This window comes from Neolewinella xylanilytica, assembly GCF_002934605.1.
Taxonomy (GTDB): Bacteria; Bacteroidota; Bacteroidia; order Chitinophagales; family Saprospiraceae; genus Neolewinella; species Neolewinella xylanilytica.
This window is the reverse complement of the sequence record NZ_PTJC01000006.1, coordinates 952,985-979,225: the sequence shown is the minus strand read 5'-3', so window position 1 is coordinate 979,225 and position 26,241 is coordinate 952,985. Positions and strand designations below refer to the sequence as shown.

General features: G+C 58.7%; 22 protein-coding genes and 1 pseudogene. 13 read left to right on the top strand and 10 right to left on the bottom strand.

Annotation, left to right across the window (positions count from 1 at the left end; translation table 11 throughout):
- Positions 1–17: 17 nt before the first annotated feature.
- From CLV84_RS13385 to CLV84_RS13370, 4 genes are read left to right on the top strand one after another with little or no spacing between them, the layout of a single operon-like run.
- Positions 18–1,175, top strand: a complete 1,158-nt coding sequence (locus CLV84_RS13385) for an HlyD family secretion protein (RefSeq protein ID WP_104420293.1) — start codon at positions 18–20, stop codon at positions 1,173–1,175.
- Between the two features lie 3 nt (positions 1,176–1,178).
- A complete protein-coding gene (locus CLV84_RS13380) occupies positions 1,179–3,356 on the top strand; it encodes a peptidase domain-containing ABC transporter (RefSeq protein WP_104420292.1) in 2,178 nt (725 codons plus the stop codon).
- Positions 3,357–3,392: 36 nt separating this feature from the next.
- Positions 3,393–3,722, top strand: a complete 330-nt coding sequence (locus tag CLV84_RS13375; protein WP_104420291.1) for a hypothetical protein — start codon at positions 3,393–3,395, stop codon at positions 3,720–3,722.
- 1 nt (position 3,723) lies between these two features.
- On the top strand, positions 3,724–3,903 hold the full coding sequence (locus CLV84_RS13370) for a hypothetical protein (protein WP_104420290.1): 180 nt from the start codon (positions 3,724–3,726) through the stop codon (positions 3,901–3,903).
- A gap of 71 nt (positions 3,904–3,974) precedes the next feature.
- On the opposite strand, the gene CLV84_RS13365 is transcribed toward CLV84_RS13370, so the two are convergent.
- Positions 3,975–6,968, bottom strand: coding sequence for a GDSL-type esterase/lipase family protein (locus tag CLV84_RS13365; RefSeq protein WP_104420289.1), 2,994 nt, complete (start codon positions 6,966–6,968; stop codon positions 3,975–3,977).
- A gap of 1,003 nt (positions 6,969–7,971) precedes the next feature.
- On the opposite strand from CLV84_RS13365, the gene CLV84_RS21860 reads away from it, so the two are divergent.
- Both CLV84_RS21860 and CLV84_RS21510 read left to right on the top strand, forming a co-directional pair.
- Positions 7,972–8,121: a hypothetical protein gene (locus CLV84_RS21860; RefSeq protein WP_170067700.1), complete on the top strand. Its 150-nt coding sequence runs from the start codon at positions 7,972–7,974 to the stop codon at positions 8,119–8,121.
- A gap of 214 nt (positions 8,122–8,335) precedes the next feature.
- Positions 8,336–8,518 carry a hypothetical protein gene (locus tag CLV84_RS21510; protein ID WP_146088805.1) on the top strand — a complete coding sequence of 61 codons (183 nt, stop codon included), beginning with the start codon at positions 8,336–8,338 and terminating at the stop codon, positions 8,516–8,518.
- A gap of 983 nt (positions 8,519–9,501) precedes the next feature.
- On the opposite strand, the gene CLV84_RS13360 is transcribed toward CLV84_RS21510, so the two are convergent.
- The 5 genes from CLV84_RS13360 to CLV84_RS13340 form a co-directional block, all read right to left on the bottom strand.
- Entirely contained in the window at positions 9,502–10,296 is a 795-nt protein-coding gene (locus CLV84_RS13360) for a M43 family zinc metalloprotease (RefSeq protein ID WP_104420288.1), read from the bottom strand.
- 247 nt (positions 10,297–10,543) lie between these two features.
- A complete protein-coding gene (locus tag CLV84_RS22110; protein WP_245911510.1) occupies positions 10,544–11,392 on the bottom strand; it encodes a helix-turn-helix transcriptional regulator in 849 nt (282 codons plus the stop codon).
- A 107-nt stretch (positions 11,393–11,499) separates the two neighbouring features.
- Positions 11,500–12,123: a chloramphenicol acetyltransferase gene (locus CLV84_RS13350; RefSeq protein ID WP_104420286.1), complete on the bottom strand. Its 624-nt coding sequence runs from the start codon at positions 12,121–12,123 to the stop codon at positions 11,500–11,502.
- Complete coding sequence (locus CLV84_RS13345) at positions 12,120–12,809, bottom strand: HAD family hydrolase (protein ID WP_104420285.1); 690 nt, start codon at positions 12,807–12,809, stop codon at positions 12,120–12,122. The genes CLV84_RS13350 and CLV84_RS13345 overlap by 4 nt, the downstream gene beginning before the upstream one ends.
- Before the next feature lie 44 nt (positions 12,810–12,853).
- The gene (locus tag CLV84_RS13340; protein ID WP_104420284.1) at positions 12,854–13,417 is read right to left on the bottom strand and encodes a hypothetical protein; all 564 of its coding nucleotides are present in this window, start codon (positions 13,415–13,417) and stop codon (positions 12,854–12,856) included.
- Positions 13,418–13,770: 353 nt separating this feature from the next.
- On the opposite strand from CLV84_RS13340, the gene CLV84_RS13335 reads away from it, so the two are divergent.
- The 3 genes from CLV84_RS13335 to CLV84_RS13325 all read left to right on the top strand — a co-directional run bounded on the left by CLV84_RS13335 (position 13,771) and on the right by CLV84_RS13325 (position 18,466).
- Positions 13,771–15,282: an FG-GAP repeat domain-containing protein gene (locus CLV84_RS13335; RefSeq protein ID WP_104420283.1), complete on the top strand. Its 1,512-nt coding sequence runs from the start codon at positions 13,771–13,773 to the stop codon at positions 15,280–15,282.
- A 54-nt stretch (positions 15,283–15,336) separates the two neighbouring features.
- Positions 15,337–17,460, top strand: a complete 2,124-nt coding sequence (locus CLV84_RS13330; protein WP_104420282.1) for a serine hydrolase — start codon at positions 15,337–15,339, stop codon at positions 17,458–17,460.
- A gap of 64 nt (positions 17,461–17,524) precedes the next feature.
- Positions 17,525–18,466, top strand: coding sequence for an NAD(P)-dependent alcohol dehydrogenase (locus CLV84_RS13325; protein WP_104420281.1), 942 nt, complete (start codon positions 17,525–17,527; stop codon positions 18,464–18,466).
- 142 nt (positions 18,467–18,608) lie between these two features.
- Here CLV84_RS13325 and CLV84_RS13320 read toward each other — a convergent pair.
- A pseudogene (locus CLV84_RS13320) lies at positions 18,609–19,598 on the bottom strand (pyruvate dehydrogenase complex E1 component subunit beta); the annotation flags it as partial.
- A gap of 127 nt (positions 19,599–19,725) precedes the next feature.
- On the opposite strand from CLV84_RS13320, the gene CLV84_RS21855 reads away from it, so the two are divergent.
- From CLV84_RS21855 to mnmD, 3 genes are read left to right on the top strand one after another with little or no spacing between them, the layout of a single operon-like run.
- Complete coding sequence (locus CLV84_RS21855; RefSeq protein ID WP_170067699.1) at positions 19,726–19,869, top strand: hypothetical protein; 144 nt, start codon at positions 19,726–19,728, stop codon at positions 19,867–19,869.
- Between the two features lie 28 nt (positions 19,870–19,897).
- Positions 19,898–20,230 (top strand): bacillithiol system redox-active protein YtxJ, encoded by a 333-nt coding sequence (gene ytxJ, locus CLV84_RS13315; RefSeq protein WP_104420279.1) that lies wholly within the window; start codon positions 19,898–19,900, stop codon positions 20,228–20,230.
- Positions 20,230–20,907 carry a tRNA (5-methylaminomethyl-2-thiouridine)(34)-methyltransferase MnmD gene (mnmD, locus tag CLV84_RS13310; RefSeq protein WP_104420278.1) on the top strand — a complete coding sequence of 226 codons (678 nt, stop codon included), beginning with the start codon at positions 20,230–20,232 and terminating at the stop codon, positions 20,905–20,907. Before ytxJ ends, mnmD begins: the two co-directional genes overlap by 1 nt.
- Here mnmD and CLV84_RS13305 read toward each other — a convergent pair.
- A complete protein-coding gene (locus CLV84_RS13305; protein WP_104420277.1) occupies positions 20,848–21,417 on the bottom strand; it encodes an AP2/ERF family transcription factor in 570 nt (189 codons plus the stop codon). The genes mnmD and CLV84_RS13305 overlap by 60 nt on opposite strands.
- 180 nt (positions 21,418–21,597) lie before the next feature.
- On the opposite strand from CLV84_RS13305, the gene ribD reads away from it, so the two are divergent.
- A complete protein-coding gene (gene ribD / locus CLV84_RS13300; RefSeq protein WP_104420276.1) occupies positions 21,598–22,656 on the top strand; it encodes a bifunctional diaminohydroxyphosphoribosylaminopyrimidine deaminase/5-amino-6-(5-phosphoribosylamino)uracil reductase RibD in 1,059 nt (352 codons plus the stop codon).
- Positions 22,657–23,176: 520 nt separating this feature from the next.
- Here ribD and rocD read toward each other — a convergent pair.
- A complete protein-coding gene (gene rocD / locus CLV84_RS13295; RefSeq protein ID WP_104420275.1) occupies positions 23,177–24,451 on the bottom strand; it encodes an ornithine--oxo-acid transaminase in 1,275 nt (424 codons plus the stop codon).
- Positions 24,452–24,481: 30 nt separating this feature from the next.
- Positions 24,482–26,176 (bottom strand): DUF2207 domain-containing protein, encoded by a 1,695-nt coding sequence (locus CLV84_RS13290; protein WP_170067698.1) that lies wholly within the window; start codon positions 26,174–26,176, stop codon positions 24,482–24,484.
- Positions 26,177–26,241 lie beyond the last annotated feature (65 nt).

Sequence of the window (26,241 nt, the reverse complement as noted above, 5' to 3'; positions counted from 1 at the left end):
CACCTAACACCTTTGATATGCCAACCGAAGCGCCCCGGCTCTTCCCCTTTCCGCTCGTGGAGGGGGTCGAGGGCCTCTACGCCCGCCACTCCCGCACGGGACGGGCCATTTACCTAACCATCGTTGCCGGCCTGCTGCTGGCGGTATGCGTACTGCCGCTCGTCGAGGTGGAAGTGAACAGCCAGAGCCGGGGTATCCTGCGTCCGGCCATGAAACTGATCCCGGTATCCAGTCCGGTGGGCGGCCGGGGAACCCTGGCCCGGCTACAGGATGACCGGGCGGTCTGTGCCGGCGATACGCTACTGATCGTCTCCACCGCCGAGCTGGACGGCGAAACCGATCACCTCGTTGCCCAACGTCGGGAGCGCAGGCTGGCCCTGGCGGATCTGGGTACCCTAACCGCCAGCAACGGTACGGCCCTAGCCGAACTGCGCACGGCGGTCTACCAGCGCGATCACCGCGAATACCTGCGCCGCCGCGACGAGCTCGAACTCAAGCTCGACCACGCCCGTCGCCACCTCGGACGGCAGACGGAACTGTTGGAAACCGGCTCCGTAGCCCGTATGGACCACGAGCAGGCCGCCTTCGAAGTGGAGCTGCTGGAGGGGCAGCTGCGGCAACTTACCGAGCGGCAGCGGCACCAGTGGACGCAGGATCTGCAACGTATTCGCCGGGAAACCGCGGAGCTGGACCGCAGTCTCCGACAGACGGCCGAACGCTCCAAACAGCACGTCGTAACCGCCCCCGTGGACGGCCACCTGACGCAGACGGACGGACTACAGGCGGGAGCGTACACCTCGGCCGGCCAGTCCCTGGGGCAGATCAGCCCCGACGGCGACCTGCGGGTGGAGGCCTTCGTGAGTCCCTCGGATATCGGGCTGCTCCGGGAAGGGCTGCCGGTACGCCTGCAGCTCGACGCCTTTAACTACAACCAGTGGGGACTGGCCCGCGCCACCCTCACGGAGATCAGCCGGGACGTCACCGAGGTGGAGGGCCAGGCCGCCTTCCGGGTGCTGTGCACGCTGCACGATACCGAGCTGCGGTTGCAGAATGGCTACGTTGGCGGTTTGCGAAAGGGCATGACGCTGACCGCCCACTTCACCCTTACCCGACGCAGCCTCTTCCAACTCCTCCACGACAAACTCGACGACTGGTTCAATCCCGTATACCACTAAGCCATGAAAAAGACGATCAAGCAACACGACATCACGGACTGTGGCGCGGCCTGCCTGGCCTCCATCGCGGCGCATTACCAGCTGGCGCTTCCGATCGCCCGCATCCGGCAAATGGCCAGCACGGACCAGAAGGGTACGAATCTGCTGGGGATGATCCAGGCGGCCGAGAAACTCGGATTTACCTGCCAGGGGGTGCGGGCGGAGGAAGATGCCTTTAAAAACGAGGCACCCTTTCCCGCCGTCGCTCACGTCATCGTCAATAAGCGGCTGCACCACTTCGTGGTCGTGTACCGGGTGACGGACAAGTACGTCCAGGTCATGGACCCGGCCAACGGGCGCATGCAGAAGAAAAGCTGGAAAACGTGGCGGGAGGAGTGGACGGGGGTGCTGCTGCTGATTGCCCCGGGCGATGACTTCAAGGCCGGTGACCGGCGGGTATCGACCTTCGCGCGCTTCCGGGCGCTACTGCAGCCGCACCGGTCTACCTTACTGCAGGCGCTGGTGGGGGCGGTGGTCTATACCGTACTCGGACTCAGCACCTCGATCTACCTGCAGAAGATCACCGACTTCGTATTGATCAACCAGAATACCCGCTTACTCAATCTGTTGAGCATAGCGATGGTGGCGCTGCTGGGCATGAGCATCTTCATCGGCACGGCGAAATCGGTGATGGTCATGAAGTCCGGTCAACTCATCGACGCCCGGCTGATCCTGGGCTACTACAAACACCTGCTTCGCTTGCCGCAGCGCTTCTTCGACACCATGCGGACGGGGGAGATCATCAGCCGCATCGGGGATGCCGTCAAGATCCGCGCCTTCATCAACGACGTGGCGATCAACCTGCTGGTCAATGTCTTCATCGTGGTGTTCAGCTTCGGACTGATGTTCACCTACTACTGGAAACTGGCGCTGGTGTTGCTGATCGTCATCCCCTGTTACGTGGCGATCTACTGGGTCACCAACCGCATGAATCGCAGTCGGGAACGGGAGCTCATGGAACGGGCGGCCGACCTGGAGAGCCAGCTGGTAGAGAGCGTCAACGCCGTGCGGACGATCAAGCAACTAGGCCTGGAGGACCACGCCAACCGGAAGACCGAAACCCGCTTCGTGAAGTTACTGCAGACCACCTACCGTTCCGGCATGACGGGCATCTTCAGTGGCAATGCCTCGGAACTGGTAAGCCGGCTCTTCACGATCATCCTGCTGTGGGTGGGCAGCTACTACGTGATCGAAGGCGCCATCTCCCCCGGGGAGCTGCTGGGCTTTTACGCCCTGATCGGCTACTTCACCGGGCCGGCCAGGGGGCTGATCGGCATGAACAAGACCATACAGAACGCCCTCATCGCGGCGGATAGACTTTTCGAAATCATCGACCTGGAAAGCGAGGAAGAGGCCATCCAAGGGATGGAGCTCAAGCGAGAAATGATCGGAGATATACGCTTCCGTGGGCTGGCATTCAGCTACGGTTCCCGAAAGAACGTATTCGAAGGGTTTGACCTGACCATCCCTGCCGGCCAGATAACCGGGCTGGTAGGGGGAAGCGGCTCGGGAAAATCTACCCTCGCCGCCCTGCTGCAGAAGCTCTACCCGCCCACCGCCGGAAAGGTCGTGATCGGCGACGCCGACCTGGCCTACGTCACCAATCAGAGCCTGCGGGCCCGCATCGGGGTAGTCCCCCAGGAACTGAGCCTCTTCGCCGGCAACCTGATCGAGAACATCGCCGTCGGAGACTACGCGCCGGATATGCAGCGCATCCTGTCCATTTGCAAGGAACTCGGTCTCCTTCCCTTCATCGAAACCCTGCCGGAAGGATTCGCGACCTACGTCGGCGAGCACGGCGCTACCCTGAGCGGCGGTCAGCGCCAGCGACTGGCGATTGCCCGGGCGCTTTACCGGGACCCCGACATCCTTATCCTGGACGAGGCTACCTCGGCGCTGGACAGCGCCAGCGAGGAATTCGTGCAGCGCACCATCCACCGCTTACGCGCCGCCGGTAAAACCATCATTATCATCGCCCACCGGCTGAGCACCATCATGGACGCCGACAAGATCGCCGTACTGGAGGAAGGTAAGCTTATCCAGGAAGGTACCCACGATGAACTGTTGGCGGGGGCCGGTGCGTACCGCGAGCTCTGGAACAAGCAGTTTCCCAGCCGGGTCGTCCGGCGATTGGCGGCTTAATAAATCCTACATCCCACTCCCTAAACTCCCTGAGCCATGTCCGTACTAAAACAAGTAGAGCGCCTCCGGCGCATGCATACCTTCATCAAGTTCCACCGCACCGGCACCCCGGAAGAATTCGCGGGGCGGCTCGGTATATCCCAACCCGGCCTGTACCGACTGCTATCGCAGATGAAAGCGTTGGGCGCGCCGATCCACTTCTGCCAGCAGCGCCAGAGCTATGCGTACTACGAGAGCGTGGAATTGCGCATCGATTTCGTACGCGTTCAGTCGGAGCAACCTGGCGAAGCAACCTCCTTCGACGGACCGGCCAAGGTGCGTAAACTCGTCCCACCCGCCGTTTCCTCCACCGCAGCCGTTTCCTGATATGTACTTCCCTACCCTACCCCTGCTGCAGGCCAACCAGTGCGGTGAACTCTGGTGGCTCCCTTACGTAGGCGATATCGCTTTCTGGCTGGTTTACCTCTCCGGGATCGCCATCCTCTATGGAATATACCGCCTGCTGTACTGGCTGCTTGCATCGCTGTACACCTGGATCCGTCAGTAAAAAACCGGGACGTGCGCCTGTGCAGCACACGTCCCGGTCTGTCTAGTAGCCCCTTTTACTTTCGGCGAACGCTACCGGATAACGACCGGCAGGATGTCGCGCACGTATCCGTCGGCACTTTCCAGCGTCACGACCACGAAAAAGTAGCTACTACTGCTACGGCCAAGCTGGCTGATATCGATGCGGTGATCGGCCCCGCCGGTGATCTCCACCCGATCGCGCAGCCGCACCCGTCCGAGTACGTCGATGATTTGTACGTCGGCCGTTCCCCGCAGGCCCTCCCCGAAGTCGAGCATCAGGAAGCCGTTTTCGGCGGGGTTCGGGTAGGCTTTCACCAGTCCGGAAACCCGCCGGGGGAGGTTGCCGACGGCGCTGGGAGCGCTACAGTCGACGGTGTCCAGTTGTAAATTGAGTACCCGCTGGTAGAGAATAGCGTGCCCGTCGTCATTGACGTGGATGCCATCGCCGCTATCCAGCGAATCGACAATGAATCCATCCGCGCTGGCCAGGCCGGTCCAGAAGTCGATGGCCATTTCGCCGTAGATCGCCAGGATGCTGTCGCGCACCTCCCGCTGAATCTGAATCTGGGCTGGATTGGTGAAATTGCGGGGCTGGGTCGTGGCTACGTAGACTAAAACCCCGGCTTCCCGGGCGGCCTCCACGACGGTCTCGAAGTTGTCGAGCTGCTGCGCTACCCCGTAGCCACCTGCGGCGTCGTTGGACGGCATGTTGATGATGATGGCAAAGGGATCGTAGGTGAGCGCCTGGGTGACGTTGCGGGCCGGGTCGATGGTTTCGTTCACTCCCGCCGGGATGTCGGTGCCGGTCGGCAAAATCCGGAAAGTGTTGTACCCGCTCCGCCCCAGGTTGACCACGTCGTAGCGGGTATCATCGGCCAGGTATTCCTGGTAGCGACCTACCCAGCTGCTATCCTGCGTAGAGGCGCCCGTTCCCTCCGCCGTGGAAGACCCCAGTACCACGATCGTACAGCTGGTCGTCTCCGTACTGATGGTAAAGGTCGAATCGCTGGTAGCCAGCAGCGTATCCGAGGTGATGCGTACCAGGGCTTCCTCGGTATCTACTTCCGGGAGGGTCCAGGTATACGATTCGTTGAAGGCGGGCACGGTATCGATCACCGTCCACGTGGACCCGGCGTCCGTGGAGTATTCCAACCCCAGCTGGCCGAGGTTGCGGGCGTTCCAGGTGATATCCGCCGTTTTTCCCGCCTGCCAAAATTCTCCGCCGGTTGGATCGGTGAGTTCCAGCGAGACGTCGCCCACGGGATCCATATCCGGATAGATGAGCCGCAGTACGCCGAGATAGTAGAACAGGTCGCTGTTCTCGTTATTCGGTCCGCTACTGGCCGTTATCCGGAGGGTGCCTTCGGCGTCCGGCTGCATTTCCACGAAGACGGAGCGGTTCTCGTTCGAGCTGACCGTCAGGTAAACGGTATCGCTCCCGGCCCCTTCGACGACATACTGCGTTTCCCGCCGTTCGCTGGTGGTCCGCGAAGCAAACAGTTCGACGGTGTAGGTGACCGCCGGGTTCAGACCGGTCAGTTCCACGGCACCGGTCGGTTGCGACTGTCCGCCAAAATCTCCGGTATTCCCGAAAAAGCTGTCGCCGGTGGCCGTAGCGGCCAGTCCCAATTCCTCGGCGGGGCGCTGCGTACCGTCCGCGTTGGTGTTATTGAAAGAATCGACCACGGCGATGGTGTAGCCGGTATAAAAGCCGGCGCTATTGGTCAGGTCGCTCACCTTTCCGGCGTTGGGATCGGTAACGTTGTTGTAGGGCGGTGGCGTGGTGTTGGATCCGCCGAAGTCGACCAACACCGTGTCCAGGGGGGCTACCGCCGTTGCTTCGGCGAACACCTCCATGGCGTTGAGGTAGTAGAAGCCGAGGTTGTTGACGTTGTTGGGGCCCGGACTGGCCGTTAGCACGATCGATGAATCCCGGGTCGGGAATACGGTAGTCACCGCCAGTTCGCCGGTGTTGTTGGCCGAGTTGAGGTAAAGGGTATCCGTCGTGATCCCTTCCACCACGTACATCGCTTCCCGGTTCTCCTCCGTATTCCGGGAGCCGAAAATGCGGAGCGTATAGCCCGTGCGCGGATCGAGGCCGGTCAGTTCGATTCCGCCGGTGGCTTGTATGGCGCCGTTGAACGGGCCGGTATTCCCGAAGAACGAATCTTCGGTGGCGGAGGCGGGGAATCCGAGTTCCGCGTCCGGCGTGGACGTACCCAGTGTATTCACCCCCCGGAAGGAATCGACGACCACCAGCCGGACGTTGGCTAGCGTACCGACCTGATTCGCCAGGGTGACTACGGCGCCGGAGTCGAAATCGGTGACGTTATTCCAGGGCGCCGGCGACGGGACGGTACCGAAATCGACCAGAAAGGTATCCGCTGCCACCTCGACAACCGGCGGCGGTGCTTCCGCGTCGTAGTTCATCACCAGAGCCCCGAGATAGAAGAAAGCTTCCGGGGTATCGTTGTCGGGGCCGGCGGCGGCTTCGATCACGATGGTGCTATCGGCCGCGGGGGTCATGGAGGTCCGCACCCGCATACCGCCGGTGCCGCCGGCCTCCAATAGAAGGGTGTCGCGGGTAGCTCCGATCACGATGAGCCGCGTTTGCCGCGTTTCGGTGCCGGCCCGGGAAGCGTACAGGGCCAGGTTGTAGTTCTTTCCCTGCCGCAAATTGGTGAGGGTCACCGCTCCGCTGGGCTCGGTGGCTCCTCCCCAGGGTTGTCCGTTGCCGAAGAAGCTGTCGCCAGTCGCGGTAGCGGGCAGTGCCAGGGAGTCATCCGGCTCGGTGGTGCCGCCTGTATTTACCCCGCGAAAAGTATCCGACACCTCGATGCCGTAGCGCGTCCGTTCCCCCGCGGCGTTCAGGAGTACCGGAACCGCACCGTCGGTGAAGTTGGTCAAATTATTCCAGTTCCCCGTTGAAAGTTGGGTACCGAAATCGACGAGGATGGTATCCTGCTCGGTGTCCTGCGCGCCGAGGTAGGAAATAGCCAGCAGGCACACCAAGAGCGGTAAGAAGCGGGAGTAAAGTCTAGCCATGATCAACGTGTTTTGGCCGCTCGTAAAATCCGGCGGTTCCGGGAAGATATAAAGCTTCCGATATGTGTCACTTTTTTACCCCTCCCTGTGACGAATAATCACGTAGGCGGCTAGGGGCTTGGGCGCCGGGGCGCGGGTGCCGTGTGGACACCGTTGCACTCGTGGCCTTCGTGCAACCCGGTTCATTGCCCTCCCCACGTACCGCCCGCGGAAGGGGGAAAGGAGAAGCTGCGCTACCCGCATTGGTCCGATCATCCCGCGGCAGCTTCCCCGTTTTGGAGGACTAACCCAACCCCGAAGTAAAAGTGTGTCCAGGATCCCACACCCGGCTTACCCGCTGCGCCTGACCAACCTAAAACTTGCCTGATCGAACGACGAAAGAACCGGAATGCCGGGTTCCTTACGAGCCGTCGTCCTCGGGAACCCGCAACGGAAAAATTCACTGACCCACCGAAGAATTAACGCCACTATCACCCCCTGAGAGTGGCTGACCCGATACTTGTACTATCGAATGACAGAAGAGCCGGAACGCCGGTATCCCTAAAAGTCGACTGCCCCTGAAAATCGGAGCGACAAAAAAATCACCGGCCCGCCGAAGATTTAACGCCACTATCACCCGTTGAGAGTGGCCGACCCGATACTTGTACTATGAAACGACGACGGAGCCGGAACGCCGGCATCGCGATCAATGACTACCCTTGAAAATGCAGAACGGGAAATAATTTACCGCAGTGGAAGATTTAACCCCACTATCACCCAGTGAGAGTGACCCGCCCGATACTTGCATTATTGAATGACGAAAGCGCCGGAACGCCGGATGGCTTCCGGAGCATTCCCACTAATAATCCACTACGCCAGAATTTACTGTCGCACCGAAGATTCACCCTTTCGGTCATCCGGTGCGCGGAATCACCCTACTACTTGTACTACCTACCTATCACAGCGCCCCACCCGCGAAAAGGATGATTTCCTCCTGTCACCGTCGGGGCCAAAATCCAATCCCATGAACGACTACGACTTTTTCCCGGAGGATTACGAAACCGATGAATTCTCCATCCCCCACCTGCCCCTCGACTGGAACGAGGACCTTTCCCTGGAGGAATACCTCGAGCGCATGCAGGGGCAGAGCGAGAATAACAATACTGCCACTTAATTTAATCACCAATTTATATAGTATGTCTATTCAAGAACTTCGATCCGTTAGCGGCGGGTTTGGCTTTGAGCTTGGTTGTGTGTTTCCTACACCATACGATATTCAATGTAAAAGACCGGTTGGTGAAATTATCATACCAACAATAGAGAGATTTTCAATCAATAGATTCATCAATTAACCTCAATAATTTTGTTCACACAATAAATCTATAGTTATGAAAAATTTAAAAAATGTTGAAATCATTCCCCACGAGGAATTGGCCGTATTAAATGGAGGGGAGAGTATTTGGTATTGGATTGCATATGCTGCAGGTTGGACAGCAAGAGGAATTCAAAGCGATATCGATCGAATGTCTCAGCCTGGCAGATACGAATGGAGTCCTGCCCGTCCATATTGACAACTCAAATAATTACAACTTCAAAATAGCAATTTTATGAAACCCATCAATCATTCTCAAATTTCCTGTATTCGAGGAGGCTGGGGCATATCGTCCTTCCTCAAGCGAGCAGGCTTACTTGGTGTCCTTTATGATGCACTAGACAATTTACCGGATATCCGAGAAGGATTTTACGACGGATACAATGGTGCCTCACCACGTCATCAGGCACGGTAGTTTGTATGCTCCGAAGATAGAAGTATCTTCGGAGCAACAAATAATTGTTGAGCCATGTATTTGAATAAGTATTTCGCGACTGTAGTCTTCTTTGTTGTACTTTATCTCCTACTCAACAGTGTTGAAATCTATAAGGGCACCCATAATTTTGACAATATTGGTTTCTTTATTATTTTAACCATACTGTCAATAGCAGTTATCCGATTCTACAAATTAGATTGAGACAGCTGTTACGGTAGTTTTTATTTTGAGGTTGGAGCTAAAGTTTAACAACCATCCCGCTACCTCGGCGAGAGAGTATTACATAAAGTGTGTCACGGCATTTTCTAGCGGAAGAATTTTTCGGTCAAGCCCCCGCAGAACACCAAGGGGAGTTGGGCAGAAAATACGTTGACAGCCGCGCTCACAGGTCCAGACGCAATTGGTCGTCGTAAAGAATAGCTAGCTAAGCGAGGATCAGATTCCAGCTATTGATCTGGTGCGGAGCCAACTGGGGTTGATCAGTCAGCTCCGCTAAATAGTATTGTTCCTAAATGGCCTCCGCGGCAACCTTAAATCTGAACTCCAAACTGAATTTACGATCCTTCATTTTTCGTACGATAATTTCAATAGTGTCTCATTCGCTAGTCTAAATTTTTGGAGAATACTACCCAAGTTGTTTCCCAGCAGTTTAATGTAACCAACCTTAAAAAACTTGCCTACCGCCCCCATCGCAGTCAAAGACTGCTTCGAACAGCGCGGTCGGAGACCGCCTATTACTCCATTGCCTACCGCAACAACCACCCCCACATCCGCTCCACCTCACAAACCGTCAAGTACACCTGCGACCCGTAGCCCATCATCAGCTCCCGCGAACTACCCCCAAAGCAATTGATCTTGTCGCTGCCGTGGTTGTGGGGTACGCAGTCGCCGTAGCATTCTTCCAACGGGTCGAAGCCCTGCCCGGCGCAGGGGTTGTCGCATTTAAAGGTGTGATCGAGGGACAGGGCGTGCCCGATCTCGTGGCCGATGTTGCGGGCCAGCGACCAGGTGTCCTGGCTCCCCGCCAGGTAAGTTTGTAGAGCGTTGTAGATGTAAATCGTGGTGCTCCCTACCCCACCCGTCGAACCGTTCGGTGCCCGGGGGCCGGGGTGGTACCGGAATATCACGTTAAATGCCCCGGGAACGTGCACCGGTCGCTCGCCGTGAGCGTAAAAGGACGCCCCCCGGATCCCGGAATCCAGGGTTTCGACCAAAGCGAACCGAATCTTCGTATCCCGGCTCGGCGCGTAGTCCACCATGCCGGTGCGGAAGCGGTGGTTCAGTTCCTGCAGTACGTAATAGATAAGGATGTCGGCCCGTAATTTCTCGTTGTTGCCGTGGGCGATTAGCAGACTATCGTTGGGGTCGGTGACGAAGTTCCGACCGTCGGGCAGGGCCTCGAAGTGGAAGGCCAGCCGCAAGGTGGTGTCCGGCAGTTGTTGAATCACTTCGATCGGTAACGGCTCACTACCCGCCGACTGACCGGGCAGCGCCCCGCCAAGCAGCCACGCCAACCAAATAATTACGAAGGCTCGCAACATGCTAAACTAGCTAGTGAACGGGACCAAAGTTACTAATCCAGCTGCCCCCGGGATGTTGAATGGCCGACGCTCCGCGGCCTTTTACCCGGATAGCGAAAGCTACCCGATTCGACCAAGGCAGGCAAGGCAGTTGCCCAGCGGTTTTCCCCTACGCAACAATTAGCCGTGCATCCGCTTCTTACTGGTGCTTACCGGCCTACCCAACAAATCAACTGGTATGAGTGACTTCAACTTCGGCGAAGGCCTGCTATTCCTGATCCCCGTCGCTACCTTCCTCGCGATCTGCTATTTCCTTTTCCGGTTTCTTTACCACAACGGCCGACGGTAGGCCCCGCTCTTCCAACAAACCGTGCGCGCGGGCGTAGCGGATCAATTCGATCGCCCGATTGACGCCCGCCTTTTTCATCATGTTCTTTCGGTGCGTAGACACGGTATCCCTGCTGATAAACAGCGCCCCGGCAATCTCCCGGCTACTCATCCCCTGAGCTACGAGTTGCAGGACTTCCCGTTCACGGGCCGAAAAAGGGATGGTTTCCCCGGTAGCTGGTAAGTCCACGTTGTAGGATTGGTGGCTCCCCATTCCCACGGCCCCGATGTGCAGGAAACCCGACTGCGGTCGAAGAAATGGCGTTATGTCCGTGACCACCACTACGTCGGCAACCGGATTTCCCGCTGCGTCGACCGCAATGATCGTTTTTTGGAAACCGAGGTGAACGGGTACGCCGTCCGCCGTGAGTAGTCGAAGGCAATAGGTGAAATGAACGTTGGTGCGCTGTTTCGCGGGAGATTCACGCAATACGTCGCCGATGTGCTGCCAAATCGCTCGATACAGGGCCTGGTCCTCGGGGTGTATCGCCGCCGCGATGGCCTCCGCTCCCCGCCGCTTCCAGGAATCGTGGCCAAACCCGAGCATGCGTTGAATTCCGTGACTTAAGTACTTAAAGCGGCGGGTTCGGTAGTCAATCGAATACACGAAGGCGGCGGATCGATCCAATAGCCCACCCGGGTCTCCGTCCCGCACGCTCCGACTTTGGTCGCCGCCGTAAGGATCACGATTCGAGTCTTCCCCGCCGGGGTTACTGAAGTTAAGGTGCATGGCGTAGCTTGCTTTGTATTGCCCGGAACCAGGTGGTGGGGTGAGGAGTAGTCCACCCGGTCCCTGCCTTTTCATGACGTGCTCCGCCGATAGGTTACCCTATTTTCTCATTTTTCTCGCAGTTGTTCTTCCAGCCGAAGCACGAACGCGCCTACTTCCCTACCGTCCATTAGTGCATGGTGGGCATGAATGGAAACGGGCATGCCTAAGCGGCCGTCCCTTTCGGTTACTTTTCCCACGCTGATTTTCGGACAGCTATCGGGATGCCGGTACTGCCGCGCATGGCTGAGGGCGGTAAAGTCGAGCCAGGGCGCGGCACTAAAGTGAATGACGTCGTCGCCGGCGACGCCTACGTTGAGGCCAGACGTGGTTCGGATACGGTCGATCTCGCGACGGGCACCCACGGCAAAATCCGTGAATTCGGGCACGAAGGGGATGTAGGAAAAATCGAAGGTTCCGTCTTCCCGATTGATGGTAGCGGACGCGTGGATGCGATCGTGGATCACTACCCGGTCATCGCGGATCCGGTACCGAAATGCCTCGACCTCGTTGACGGATACCAGCACTTTATGTAGGTACCACTGGAAGAAAGAATGGCCGGTCTGCTTACTTCGGGCGTAGGCTTCCGTACAATCCACCCGTACCGTTAAGCCGAAAAAGGGCTCTTCGAATTGACGGAAGAAGGCAAAATGCTCCCGTCGGTTCCAGGTAGGGAGGTCGAGAAATCTCATGGGAGCAGATCGAATATTTCGGAAATCGAACGGGCTTCGAGAAAGCGGGGATTGGCTTCCTCGTAGGTCGCTTCCTCGTGCACCCAGGTCGTATGAAAGGGGACGTGAACGGCATACCCGCCTAAGCGTAGGACGGGAATGATGTCGGATTTTACGGAATTCCCCACCATCATGAACTGCTCCGGTCGGCAATCCAGGTGGGCGATCAATCGCTCGTAGTTGCCCGTTTGTTTGTCGCTCATCACTTCGATGTGGTGAAAGTACCCGGCCAGCCCGGATTTCTCCAGTTTTCGCTCCTGGTCGAGGAGATCCCCCTTAGTGGCCAGTACCAGCCGATAATCCGGCCCCAGTCGTTCGAGGGTTTCCTCCACCCCGGCCAGTAGTTCGACGGGTTTTTGCAGCATTTCTTTTCCGATCTGGAGTGCGCGATCTACGATATGGCCCGGCGCTTTTCCATCCGTTATGCGCAGTATGGTTTCCACCATGGAGAGGGTGAAGGCCTTGATGCCGTAGCCGTAGAGGGGCAAATTTGCAATTTCGGTAGAGAAAAGCTCCCGATGCACGCTGTGGTGCGGGAGGTAGTCTTCGAGTAATCCACAGAATGTCGCCTCCGCCTCGCGGAAGAAGGGTTCGTTGACCCACAGGGTATCGTCTGCGTCGAAGGCAATGGTACGGATCCGGTCCATGCCGCAAAGTAAGCCCTGCCGGCCACTCCTCGACCGTCCGGATATCAGCCAGCTACCGGCGTGATCAGATCGATGTCGTCATCACGCAGAAAAGCGGACGGTATCGGATGCTCCGTCTTGCCAGCTCCGGCAGTGGATGGCGGCAGTATCCGCACCACCCAACTCCGAACCCGGTCGATGGCACCGAGCAGCCACTGCATTTCTGCTTCGGACAACTCCAACACCACCGTTTTCAGATTGGAATACAGCGCATAAGGGGTGGCCCGCGCACCGGCTACCGTCCACCAGCCGGCAAAAAGCGTATGCAGGCTGCTGAGCGTCAGGCGGGTGAGCGCGCAACTGCGGCAAGCGAACTCCGGACGTTCCTCGATCCGCTGTCGGAAAACAAGGGCGGTAACTTTCCTTCGCTTGTACGGCATCAATTGCCCCGCCCGCTGACAATACTGACAAGTAGACGTTCGGATGCACCGCATCACTTCCGCCAAGCGGAGCTCATCCAGTGCCTGGTTGGTCAGGATGCCGTCGGCAACCCCACCTTCCAAGACGGCGAGTTCGAGCTTACGCCGCAGTTGCGACGTAAGCTCGATGCGTTTGGGGTGTTTTCGCAAGATGCGCGAAATGGTAAAAAGGTTTGAATACGAAAAGCGTGTAGGTTTACGAGACTTCATGAGAGACAACTGAAATAAAAAAGCAAATTCCCCGCTTATCCTTGGGACCGAAATACACTTCCCGCCCGCTCCTCTTCCCCGCGTTGGACGCACATGCGTACCATTCGGTATGGTAAGATTTGCTAAGTTTAGGTGATGTATAACTCCGGGCCGCTACCGCGACAATCGGGGGTGATACCAAGATAGGAGCGTGTTCAAGCCAGTTCCTAACAATTCTCAGGCTTTCGATGGAGCGGTACCCTTTCCGCCGGGAACGGTAGCATTCGTATGTTCGCACATCTCTTTTTTTCCCTATGCGCTCCATTTTTTTCCTGCTGCTTGCCGGATTGGCCCTGATTGCCCTGAAGGCCTGTTCTCCAAAAATGGGGGATGAAGCGTTAGTAAAGGAGACTTGCAGTTCCTGCCACCGGTTCGTAGCTCCCGCGCTTTTGCCGCGATCCATCTGGGAAAAGCGGGTGTTGCCGGAAATGGGCGCCCGCCTGGGCATGCTCACCTTCGGCTACGACCCGGCCCGCCAACTCCCACCGGGCGAGTACGAGCTGGCGCTTGCCCACGGCTTCTACCCGCAAGCCCCTACACTGGATCCGGAAGCGTGGGAGCGGGTCCGCCAGTACATACTCACCCGGGCACCCGATACCCTGCCCCTCCCCCGGCCACTGCACCTGGATTCGCTGTCCGGCTTCGTGGCACGCCCGCTTACGCTCGACGACCAAGACGGCTCGCTGATTACCTATATCGGCCAGGACGCCAGCGGACTGATCGTCGGAGACGGTTACGGTCAGCTTACCCGCGTTTCCCCGGCCGGGGCCGTCGATACCCTCGTGAACCTGCAATTGCCCCTGGTACACTTTACCTCCACGGGCGAAGATTCCCTTCTTCTTGAGATCGGCAACATTTACCCCACCGAAGCCAGCAACGGCAAGTTGTACCGGCTTACCTCGGCAGGACCGGCCGTTCTGTACGACAGCCTCCACCGCCCCGTCTACCATATGGCAGCGGATCTGGATGGCGACGGAGCGCGGGAAATCGTGATCTGTGAGTACGGCAACTTCTCCGGCGCCCTTTCCCTCCTCGACCCCGACGGCAGCGGCGGCTTTACCTACCGGCGTCTCCTGGGCGCGGCCGGCTGCACCCGGGTCGTGGCCGCCGACCTGAACCGCGACGGGTTGGCCGATCTCGTAGTCCTCCACGCCCAGGGCGACGAGGGGATCGACGCCCTCTACCAGCAACCCGACGGCAGTTTCCTTCGGGAGCCCCTCCTGCAGTTCCCCGCCGTCTGGGGAACGAGCTGGTTCGAACTGGTCGACTTCGACGGTGACGGCGACCAGGACCTGATTACGGTCCACGGCGATAATGCCGATTACTCCAACGTGATCAAGCCCTACCACGGACTCCGTATCTACACCAACGACGGTAATGATGACTTCAGCGAAACTTATTTCCAGCCACTCCCCGGGGCAACGCGGGTGGTGGCAAGGGACTTCGACCGAGACGGTGACTTCGACCTGGCCGTCGCGAGCAACTTCGCCGACTTCGACCGACAACCACAGGCCGCCTTCGTGTACCTGGAGCAACTTACCCCGGGCCCCGGCCTCTCCTTCCACGCTTCCACCGTCCCCCAAGCCCTGGATGGTCGCTGGCTCATCCTGGAAGCGGCCGATTACGACCAGGACGGAGACGACGATATCGCGCTGGGGTCGTTCACCCTCAATCCGGCCCCGGTTCCCAACACCCTTGCGCGGCGGTGGCGCGAGAGCCGGACAGACGTTTTACTGCTGGAGAACCTATTGCCGGAAGCACGGTAACGATTGACGCGGCACTTTGCGCAAGACCGTTACCTTACTCCAAAGTCACCGGTTATGCGCTATCTGATCGTTTCGCTCCTATTCTTCGCCTGTACCGCAACGGACCCCGCTACCGTATCGTCACCAACAACGGATAGCCCGGGCGGCCCCCGGTATTCCCTGGGCCAGTGGTCCTTCCACCGGGCGCTTTTCGACGGGGAGATGGACAATTTTGACTTCGTCGCCACGGCGGGTGAAATGGACTTCGACGGCGTCGAGCTCGTCAACCAATTCTTCGCCGACCGCGCCACCGATGCTGCTTTCCTGGATAGTCTGCGCGCCGCGGCCGACGATGCCGGGGTGGCGCTGACCATGCTCCTGATCGACGGGGCCGGAAATCTAGGCGATCCGGATGCGGCCGCACGCGACTCCGCCGTAGCCCGCCACCTCGAGTGGGTAGCGGCGGCCGAGCGATTGGGCATCCGTGACCTGCGGATAAACGCACACGGCGCGGGCACCTACGAAGCCGTTCTCGATGCGGCCACCGACGGGGTCGGCAAATTGGCGCGGGCCGCCCGGGAGAGCGGGGTCCGCATCCTCATTGAAAATCATGGTGGCTGGAGCAGCAATGGGACCTGGCTCTCGACCCTGCTGCAACGCCTGGAGCCCGAGGCCGTCGGCGCGGTGGCGGATTTCGATAACTGGTGTTACCAGCGGGACAACGGTCAGTTGTGGGGCGGCAAGTGCACCGCCCGCTACGATCGCTATAAAGGAATGCAGGAACTCATGCCCTACGCCGGTGGGGTCAGCGTCAAGGCCTTCAACTTTACCGCGGACGGGGCGGAGACGGTCATGGACTTCCGCACCCTGTTCGACGCGATCCGCGCTTCCGGCTACGACGGCTACCTCGGTATCGAATACGAGGGGGATAGCCTGCCGGCGCGGGAGGGCGTGGAAAAAACGCGGGCACTGGCCGAACGCAGCTGGCCCCGCAATACGGTAGTAACGCCAACCGCCCGGGAGCGTATCGACAGCACGCTAAGGGGATTCGTTTCCGCGGGCGACATCGCCGGAGTATCCGCCCTGGTTTTCGAAAAAGGAGACGAAGCCTACTTCGGGGCCTTCGGCCAGTCCGACCGGGAAGCCGACATCCCCATGCAACGGAATACGATCGTCCAGATTTATTCCATGACCAAGCCCATCACCGGCGTCGCCCTGATGCAACTGTACGAGCAGGACAAGTTCGAACTGGACGACCCGCTAGCCGATCACCTCCCCGAGTTCCGCGATGTGCGGGTGTACGTTTCGGGCGGCGGCAGCGCAGGTACCATGCAAACCCGGGCAACGAGCCGACCTATCCTGGTACGCGACATCACCCGACACACGGCTGGCTTTTACACTGGCGGCGATCCCGACGGGCTCCAGCAGGCCTTCGTTGCGGCGGACCTGCGCAGCTACGAAAATACCCTGACCACCATGGGGGAGAAACTCGGCCAATTGCCCCTGCGCTCCGATCCGGGAACGGAATGGCACTATGGTCCGTCGGTTGACGTCCAGGCGTTACTGGTAGAACGCCTATCCGGCCAAGCCTTCGATGCCTACCTGCGAGAGCACATTTTCACTCCGCTCGGCATGAACGATACCCGCTACGTAGTTCCGGAAGCGGATCGCGACCGCTTTTCTGCCGCCTACCGCCGGGACGCGGACGGTACGCTAACCCAACTGCCGAGCGCGGAAGCCCACGAATTTAATCTCCGGCAGTGGCCCCTGACGCCGGGTGGCTTCGGGCTCACCTCCACCCTCGACGATTACATGACCTTCGCCCGCATGCTGCTCAACGGCGGATCGCTTGACGGCGTCCGCATTCTGCAACCGGAAACGGTCCGCCTGATGCGCACCAACCAGCTCTCCGACGAAGTTACCGAGCGGCTATGGCTGCCGAGCAAGGGGCAGGTCGGCTTCGGCATCGACTTCGCCGTACGCCAGCGCCCGCCGGCCACCGCAGCGGAGAACCCCGGGAAGGTGGGCGAATTCTTCTGGGACGGGGCGGCGAGTACCCTCTTCTGGGTAGATCCGGCGAACGAACTGGCTGCGGTTCTCTTCGTCCAGCTTTTCCCCTTCGACCAGATCGGACTCCACCACGACTTCCGGCGTGCCATCTACGGACCTTTCGTACCCTTACCCGAAGCGGCCAGGTAGCCACGCGCCGGCTACCACCGAACCTGCCGACCCCGCGCCGACATACAGCAAGAAACCCAATACTATGAAACAACTACGCTACAACGACTACGGCGGAATTGACAAAATGTACCTGGCGGAGGTCGAAACCCCCGAACCCAGCCCGGAAGAAATCCTGGTGGAGGTAAAGGCGGCCGGTATCAACCCCATTGATTGGAAGATCCGCAACGCCCACATGAAAATGGCGGACGGCCACCTGTGGCCCCGTCGGATGGGACTGGAATTCGCGGGCGTGGTTCGTAAAGTGGGGTCCAGGGTGACCAACTTCGAAGCGGGAGACGAGGTGTTCGGCGCAGTAAGCCTCAAGGTGATGGGTGCCATGGCCGATGCCATGCTCGTCACGGCCGATCAGATTCACATCAAACCCCCCTCGCTGAGTATGAGTGAAGCCGGTGGCCTGCCGCTAATCGGAGCAACAGCCTACCAGGCATTGCGGGAGAAGGTAGATCTGCGCGGTCAGGAAGTGCTGATCAACGGCGGGAGCGGCGGCGTCGGAAATATGGCCATTCAGCTGGCTCGTATGGACAATGCCACGGTGACGGCGGTGGCCGGTCCGCACCACCAGGAGATCATGCGCGAACTGGGAGCCAGTCGCACGGTCAACTACGAAACGACGGACGTGACCACCGAGGACCATCGCTACGACGTAATCCTCGACACCGCCGGCACCCTTCCGTGGTCGAAAGCAAAGCATTTACTGAACGAACATGGCACCTACATCAATTTGCAACCGGGTATGACGAGCTACATCTCCAGCTTCGTCAACAACAAGCTGAACGACAAAAAGCACGTTCCGATGCTGACGGACATCACCCACCATAGCTTGCACCAATTGTACGATCTGGTAGAGGAACACGGCCTGAAGGTCAAGATCGGCCGGGAATTTGCGCTGATGGAGTACGCGAAAGCCTACCGGGAACTGGAGGAAACGGGCGGCCCGGCGGGCAAGTGCGTCTTTATCCCGTAGGCGCGGGGCGCGGCTGGTGTAGCGCTTGCTTAGTCTGTCCGAGCCTGCTTCCAGGGTACCACATGCCTGAAACGTAATGCGGGAGATAGCGCTGCTATCTCCCGCATTTACGTTCCGGCGAAGGGCGAAAACAGGCTATGGCTTACTTTACGTAAGCTACCTGCTTGACGGCGCGGACGATCTTTTCGGCGTTGGGCAGGAACTCCTCCACGAAGCTGGCGGCGTAGCCGAGGCTAACATCGGCGGAATTGACCCGAATGACCGGCGCGTCGAGGTAATCGAAGGCCGACTTCTGTATTTCGTAGGCGATCTCCGAGCTGACACCGGCGAAGGGCCAGCTTTCGTCGATCACGACACAGCGGTTGGTCTTTTTGACGGATTCGACAATGGTCTTGCGGTCCATGGGCCGGATAGTCCGCAAGTCGATCACCTCGGCGCTGATGCCCTCTCCTTCCAGTATTTTGGCGGCTTCCATGGTGGGCAACATCATCTTATTGTAACTCACCAAAGTCACGTCGGTTCCTTCCCGGCGGATAGCGGCCTTCCCGATTTCCACCAAGTATTCTCCTTCGGGCACTTCGCCTTCGTAGCCATACAGCAACTCGGATTCCATGACGCAGACCGGATCGGGATCGCGGATCGCGCTCTTCAGCAACCCTTTGGCGTCGGCGGGGTCGGTACAGGAGATCACCTTCAGGCCGGGGGTATTCGCCATCCAGCTCTCGAAGGTCTGGCTGTGTTGTTGGGCCAGCTGACCGGCGCTTCCACTCGGACCGCGGAAAACGATGGGGCAACTGTACTGTCCGGCCGACTGGCTGAGCGTTTTGGCGGCATTGTTGATGATCTGGTCGAAAGCCAGGATGGCGAAGTTCCAGGTCATGAACTCGACGATGGGCTTCAGGCCGTTCATCGCCGCGCCTACGCCGATTCCCGCGAATCCCAGTTCGGCAATGGGGGTATCGATAACGCGCTCGGGTCCGAACTCGTCCAACATTCCCTTACTTACTTTATAGGCGCCATTATACTGGGCAACTTCCTCTCCCATCAGGAAGACGGTGTCGTCGCGACGCATTTCTTCGATCATTGCTTCGCGCAGGGCGTCACGTAGGGCAATCTTTCTGGCCATGTTCGGTTTTGGTTTAGCTTGAGCTGGCCGCCGGCGGCGGGAGCGGGCAAAAGTACGCTACAGCGGTTAATTGCCCTAATGCGTTCAACCCGTAACGGGCGGGAAGGGTTCCCGTTAAGACCAGTTACCTACTATGAAGTACCTCAAGCGCCCCGCTACCCTCCTTGCCGCGTCCACTATCCTTCTGCTGTCCTCCTGCAATCGGGGTTACGGTTGCCCGGGCTCCAACTTTTCCGTCGACGACTTTGTTTCCGCGCTAATTACGCTGCTCGTCTAACGCAGCCTCAAGCCCCAACCTACCCCACATGAACTGGACTTCGATCGACCACCTGCACGACGTAGAAGCTATCATCGAGCGGAGCAGCCAGACTCCCTGCCTGATTCTCAAGCACAGTACGACCTGCCCCATCAGCAGCCTGGCCAAACACCGGCTGGAAAAGCAATGGGATCTGCAGGAAGTCGCCATTGCCCCGTATTATCTGGATCTCCTGCGCCACCGCGAGGTCAGCCATCACATCGCTTCCACCTTCGGCGTTCGCCACGAGTCGCCCCAGGTGTTATTGATCAAGGATGGAAAGTGTATCTATGACGCCAGTCACCTCGATATCCGGGTAGACGAGTTGCGGCAAACGGCCTGATGGAGCCGGAGTTATTCACCACCGCCGATGGCAGTCACAGCCTGCGCTCGCCCCAATTTTCGGCGGCCTACCACAGTACCCACGGCGCGATTAACGAAAGCCGGCATATCTACATCGAATCCGGCCTGCTTCCTTACCTGGAGCGCGGGCAAGCCGCGATCCGGGTCTTGGAGATGGGCCTGGGGACCGGACTGAATGCGCTATTAAGCTGGAACCACCTAAGGAAATTTCCTACCATACGCGTAGATTATACGGCTTTCGAAAGCTTCCCGATCAGTGCCGAGCAGGCGGAGCAGCTCAATTACCCCGAGCTGCTGAAAATTCCCCGTGACCCATTTCTCGCCCTGCACCGGGCCGAATTCGGTAAAGTCCTTTCCCTAGGGGAGCAGTTTTGCTTTACCAAGTACCGGCAGGATTTCCTGGCTGCGTCACCGACTCCCGACTTCGACCTGATCTACTACGATGCCTTCGCACCGGAGCAGCAACCGGAACTGTGGACGGTCGAAGCAATGGCGCACTGTGCCCGTTGGCTAAAACCGGGCGGGACGTTAGTGACTTACTGCGCCAAGGGGCAATTCAAACGAAATTTGCGCGCGGCGGGATTTCAAGTGGAAGCTTTACCGGGCCCGATCGGGAAGCGAGAGATTACGCGGGCGAATCTTGTTAATCTTGCCTAACTTACCGTATAGCTCCCTGGATTTCTCGTTGTACGCCAGAGCGGCTTCCTCCGCGGTGCTGAACATACCGATGTGCACGCTGCGCCGGTTGACGGAAATTACCGCACGGTAACGATTGTTCTCCTTGTATACCCCCGTATAGCCGATCTTGCTCGAGGAACGGCGCTTGCGGCTCGCTACCGATCGACTGCGGTACTCCAGGTTTTCCAACCGGCAATCCAGCTTGTTACCATTGATGCAACCTACGAGTGTACGCTCGCCGACGCACTTATGCGCTAAGTACCGCTCGGCAATCAGCTTATGCAAGTAGATCGTTTCGGTCCGGTAGCCTTTCTTTGCCTGATCGCACTTGAAGGTCTTTTGAAATACAACGCATCCCGAAGAATGTAAACGAAGGTTGTTCAGCATATCCAGTTCGCGGAGGTAGGCATCCTTGGAGAGCTCCTCATAAATCGGGGCATCCAAAATTGCCTCTTCCGAAGCATTCTTCAATTGTATGCGATGTACCATGGGTGCGAGTGTTGCTGTAGTGTTTGAAAATTGCAAATAAAAGGAGGAAGAACATTTGTTGAAACTGTTCACGTCCTCTCTCTCAAATTTAGCATAAAATGCTTTTAACCCCCCATTATCCGTCGATAACTAGCATATTTTATGACCTATAATAACATAACCGGCATTTAATCCCCTTTTGTGAAAAACATTGACATTTTATCCCGTACCGCCCAATTGGCCCGACTTGCCGATTCCCGAGTTTGTGACAACCCGCGGGTCGGGGCCGTGCTCCTGCACGACGGCCGCGTGATCGGGGAGGGCTATCACCAACAGGCCGGGCGGGCCCACGCGGAAGTAAATTGCCTCGCATCTGTACGGGAGGAGGACCGGGAATTGATTCCCGAGTCGACCCTCTTTGTCAGCCTGGAACCCTGTTGCATCAAGGGGCGCACCCCGGCCTGCACCGGGCTCATCCTCAAGCAGCAAATCAAGAAAGTGGTATTTGCCCAGCGCGACACTAGCGATGAGGTGTCCGGTCGGGGGGCTGGCATTCTACGGGAGGCGGGAGTGCGCGTCAAGGAGTACCCGAACTTTACCCCTACCGCGGCCACCAACGCCAACCGGTTCGTCTACACCACGGAACAGCGGCCCTTTATCTTGCTGAAGTACGCGCAATCCGCCGACGGTTTGCTGCGCCCCCGTGATCGCAGCAAGAAATACTGGATCACCAACGACATCTCCCGGCGGCTGGTCCATCGCTGGCGCACGCACACGAATGCCCTCATCATCGGCGCCCGGACCGTTATCGAAGACGATCCGAAGCTGAACGCCCGTCTCTTTCCCGGCCCCGATCCCCGCCCGGTGATCATCGACCTGCGGGATCGGCTAACCGGAAAGGAGAAAATCTTCGCTACCGCGGGTCATAAACCGCTTGTCTTCACGGGGCGTAAAGCCGCCAAGCTAAAAGCCGATACCGTTGAGATTAAGGAAAAAGAGCTGAATAAAAAGGCGCTCAAAAAGATCCTCAAGCATCTCCACGACCTGAAATTCGGCCACGTTACCGTCGAGGGCGGGGCGGTCATCCTGAACGCATTCCTGCAGTACGGTTTCTGGGACGAAGCCTGCGTGTTTACGGGACCGGGCCGCTTCGGAAAGGGACTAGCAGCTCCCCAATTGCCCGCTTCGGCCGAACTGACGGATAGCCAGTACATCGGCACCGATCGGCTGGACAGGTACCGGCACCTACCCAAAGGATGAGCTTACGAATCCGCTGATGATCGGCCAAGTTTGAAGTCTTGATTGGCCGCCAAAATTGCCGCGGACGCGCTTTACATGCTAGGCTAACAAAATCACTAATCAATAGCATACTGTCCCGGTTCGATCCCCCTAGTTCGGGCGTTGGGGTTCGACTGCGCTGCAGTCGATGGTGCTTTACCTCTACATACCCGGAGTTTTACTCCGGGCAAGCCTGGAGGATTTTGGTGCGGGAAACGTGGGATGGACGGCGTTGCGATCCTGAATCGCTCGTAAACCTGGAGGATTTGGGTGCGTGGTTGTGAGATTATTGGCAGGCGAGGAACGAAAGGTGGAATTTGCCGGCCCTATGGTCCCCTACGGTAGAGGCGCAACGCTCCAGAAGATTTCTTGTAACGAAGCATCGCGCCGAAGGAGACCGCGAATACCCTGCACGTGCAAACTTGACAGGATAGTAGGGACGAAGGGAATGGATTTAACCGCTAGGAGGTCCGACGACGGTCGGTGCCCAGTCGCGGTTAACTCAGCCGGCGGCGAACATAGCTTCCACCGCTTCCCCGATGATGCGGCAAGCCTCCTCCAGCTCGGCCTCGGAAACGACCAGGGGGGGAGCGAAGCGGATGATGTTCCCGTGGGTCGGCTTTGCCAGTACCCCACGATCGGCGAGGGAAAGGCAGAGCTTCCAGGCGGTGTCGCCTTCGGGCGTATCGTTAATGACCAGCGCATTCAGTAGTCCCTTTCCCCGCACCCCGGAAAGCCGCTCGGGGAATTTATCGACCAGTCCTTGCATGCGTTCACGGAAAAGATGGCCGAGTAGACGGGCATTCTGGGTGAGTTTCTCATCGCGTACGACTTCCAAAGCTTCCCGCGCCACGGCGCAAGCAACCGGGTTCCCGCCGAAGGTACTGCCGTGCTGTCCGGGTTGGATAACGTGCATCACCGCATCGTCGGCGAGTACGGCCGAAACGGGGTAGGTCCCGCCACTGAGCGCCTTACCCAAAATGAGGATGTCCGGCCGGGTGTAGGTTTCCCGCCGTTCGCAGTGGCCGGGGCAGCTACAGTCGCCGCACACCCGCAAGAGGGCACCGGTGCGGCCGATGCCGGTCTGAATTTCGTCGGCGATAAAGAGCACGTTTCGGTCACGGCAGGCCTTGGCAACCGCGGGGATATAATTATCGTCGGGCACGAAGACCCCGGCCTCTCCCTGAATGGGTTCTACGAGCACCCCGGCTATCGTATCCGGATCCCGATCCAATTGGGCCCGTAGCGCGTCGACATTACCGTAGGGCACGGATTCGAAGCCGGGGGTGTAGGGCCCGAAATTGCCCTTTGCGTTCGGATCGGAGCTAAAACTGATGATGGTGGTAGTGCGACCGTGGAAATTTTGTCCGCAGACGATGATGCGGGCACGATCCGCGGGAATTCCCTTCACCTCGTAGCCCCACTTCCTGCAGATCTTGATCGCCGTTTCCACGGCCTCGGCCCCCGTGTTCATCGGTAGCACTTTGTCGAAGGAGAAGTAAGCTGTTAGGTAAGCCTCGTAGGGCCCCAGCTGATCGTTGTAAAAGGCCCGGCTCGTGAGGGTCAGGCGCTCGGTTTGCGCCTGCATGACCCGCACGATGCGAGGATGGCAGTGGCCCTGATTGACCGCGGAGTAAGCTGAAAGGAAGTCGAAATACTGCTTTCCCTCGATGTCGTACAGGTACACTCCCCGGCCTTCGCTGAGCACGACCGGCAGGGGGTGGTAATTGTGGGCGCCGTGGCGGTCTTCCAGGTCGATGTATTGGCGAGGAGTCATGGTCAGTATTTAGCACGAAGGTAAACAGTATCACCATCCACCCGCGCCGCCGCCGCCCACTCCGCCGCCCACCGATCCGCCGCCGCCCGATGCCGATCCGGGAGGGGTGCTGCTTGCCCCGATGACGCTGGAGAAGGAATCATTGAACCGATCGGCCCGAAAAATGGTCCCCCCCGCAATCCAAACCGGATGGTAGTGCTGTTGCGTCAGCAGGTCGCCAAAGTAATTCGACCACTGGGTATTGATGCCCAGGGCGACGGCGTAGGGCAGCAGGGCTTCGTAATGGTCACGGTCCATGGAGGGAGCGTTGATCAGTTGCTTGCGTTTCCCCTCCGACAGTCCCAGGTACTCCTTAAGCGAACGGATTTCGGTGCGTAGCCGGACCAAGCCGGGGGAAGGTTTTCGAATCAGCCAGGCGTACACGATCAGCCCGATGAGCCCCAGTACGAAAAAAGCGATCAGGGCCGGAATGGCGAAGCCCGTGGTATCCATTTTGACTAACAGAACGGCCGGCAACAGCGTGGCGGCATAAATTCCGACGAGTGGAAGCACCTTCCACCCGTTCGTCTCAATGTCGCGCCGGTCCTGGTAATGCTCCTTTACGGCCTCACCGTGGCGCTTGGCGATTTTTTGGATCCGCTGGTCATACTTCCCCTCGAGGCGAAGCTCCCGGCCTTCGGCAAACAGTTGCTCAAAGAGCTCCCGCTGCTCGGGGGCCAGCTCGGAACGGGAAGGTGCCGTTTCCAGCGCCTGCAATACGTAGGTGTAGTTCGTCGAGAATATCCCCGACTCTTCCTCTTCCGCGATTCGCAGGTAGCCCCGGGTGGCGAGGTAGAGAATGGTTCCGGTAAAGCCGGCGGTACCGGCATCTGCGGTGGCACTATTCAGGTAAGTCAGCGCGGCCGGGGAAAGCCCGTCCGGTGGGGTAAATACCGTGCCTACCCGGGGAGCCTCCGGATCGACGCCGTATTGTTTCCAGCTGCGATAACCGTATAGCAGGCCGGCGATCGTACCCAGCACGACCGCTAACAGGCTGCCCTCCCCCTGCCACCAGGTCACCGGTTCCCGCCGGCCGGCCGGGGCGACCGCACTTGCTTCGGCAAAGTAACCGGGCTCGAATCCCACGGCCACCGACAGTCCCTCTCCGTTCCCCAGCGTACCCGTGCTCGTGAAACTCAGCTGGCCGCCTTCGGGAGCGGCGATGGTACAATCCTTTTTTGAGCTTCCGCTCCGCCCGGTGTAACACGCATACTGAGTGGCCTCCAGCCCGGTCGGTAGTTGTAAAACGGCCCGGGCACGTTCGACGGGCAGGCTGACGTCCGGCCCGACAATTTCCACCTGCAGTTCGTCCACTTCCTCCAGGGAGGTGACTGCGTTCCCGATCGTGTACCGGATTTCGTAGGTATACGTGCCGGGCGACAGGAACGCATCCGCCTTGCCGGCGTAAATGGTGGTGGCCCCGCGCTTGTTTTCCGTGTGATAATCGGCTTCCCGGCCATCGCGTTGTACGGAAAGGATCCGAAGCGGGTGTCGGTCGGTTTCCGGCAGGGTGCGGGTGATCCCCCGTTTGACGACGTCTCCCTCACTTACAACGGTCAGGGTTTCGGTGACATCGACGGACCGATCGGCCCGGGGGGTGATTTGCGCCGTCCAGTCGGTAAACCGCTCCTGGGCGGGGAGAAGGGCGGCGAAGAGGCAAGCGATAAGGAGAAAAATACGCGGCACGGAGATAAACTTTAGCTCGGAAGTTAGGCTTTTCGTGAGCTTGCCTTAACCGGCTTTCGACGAAT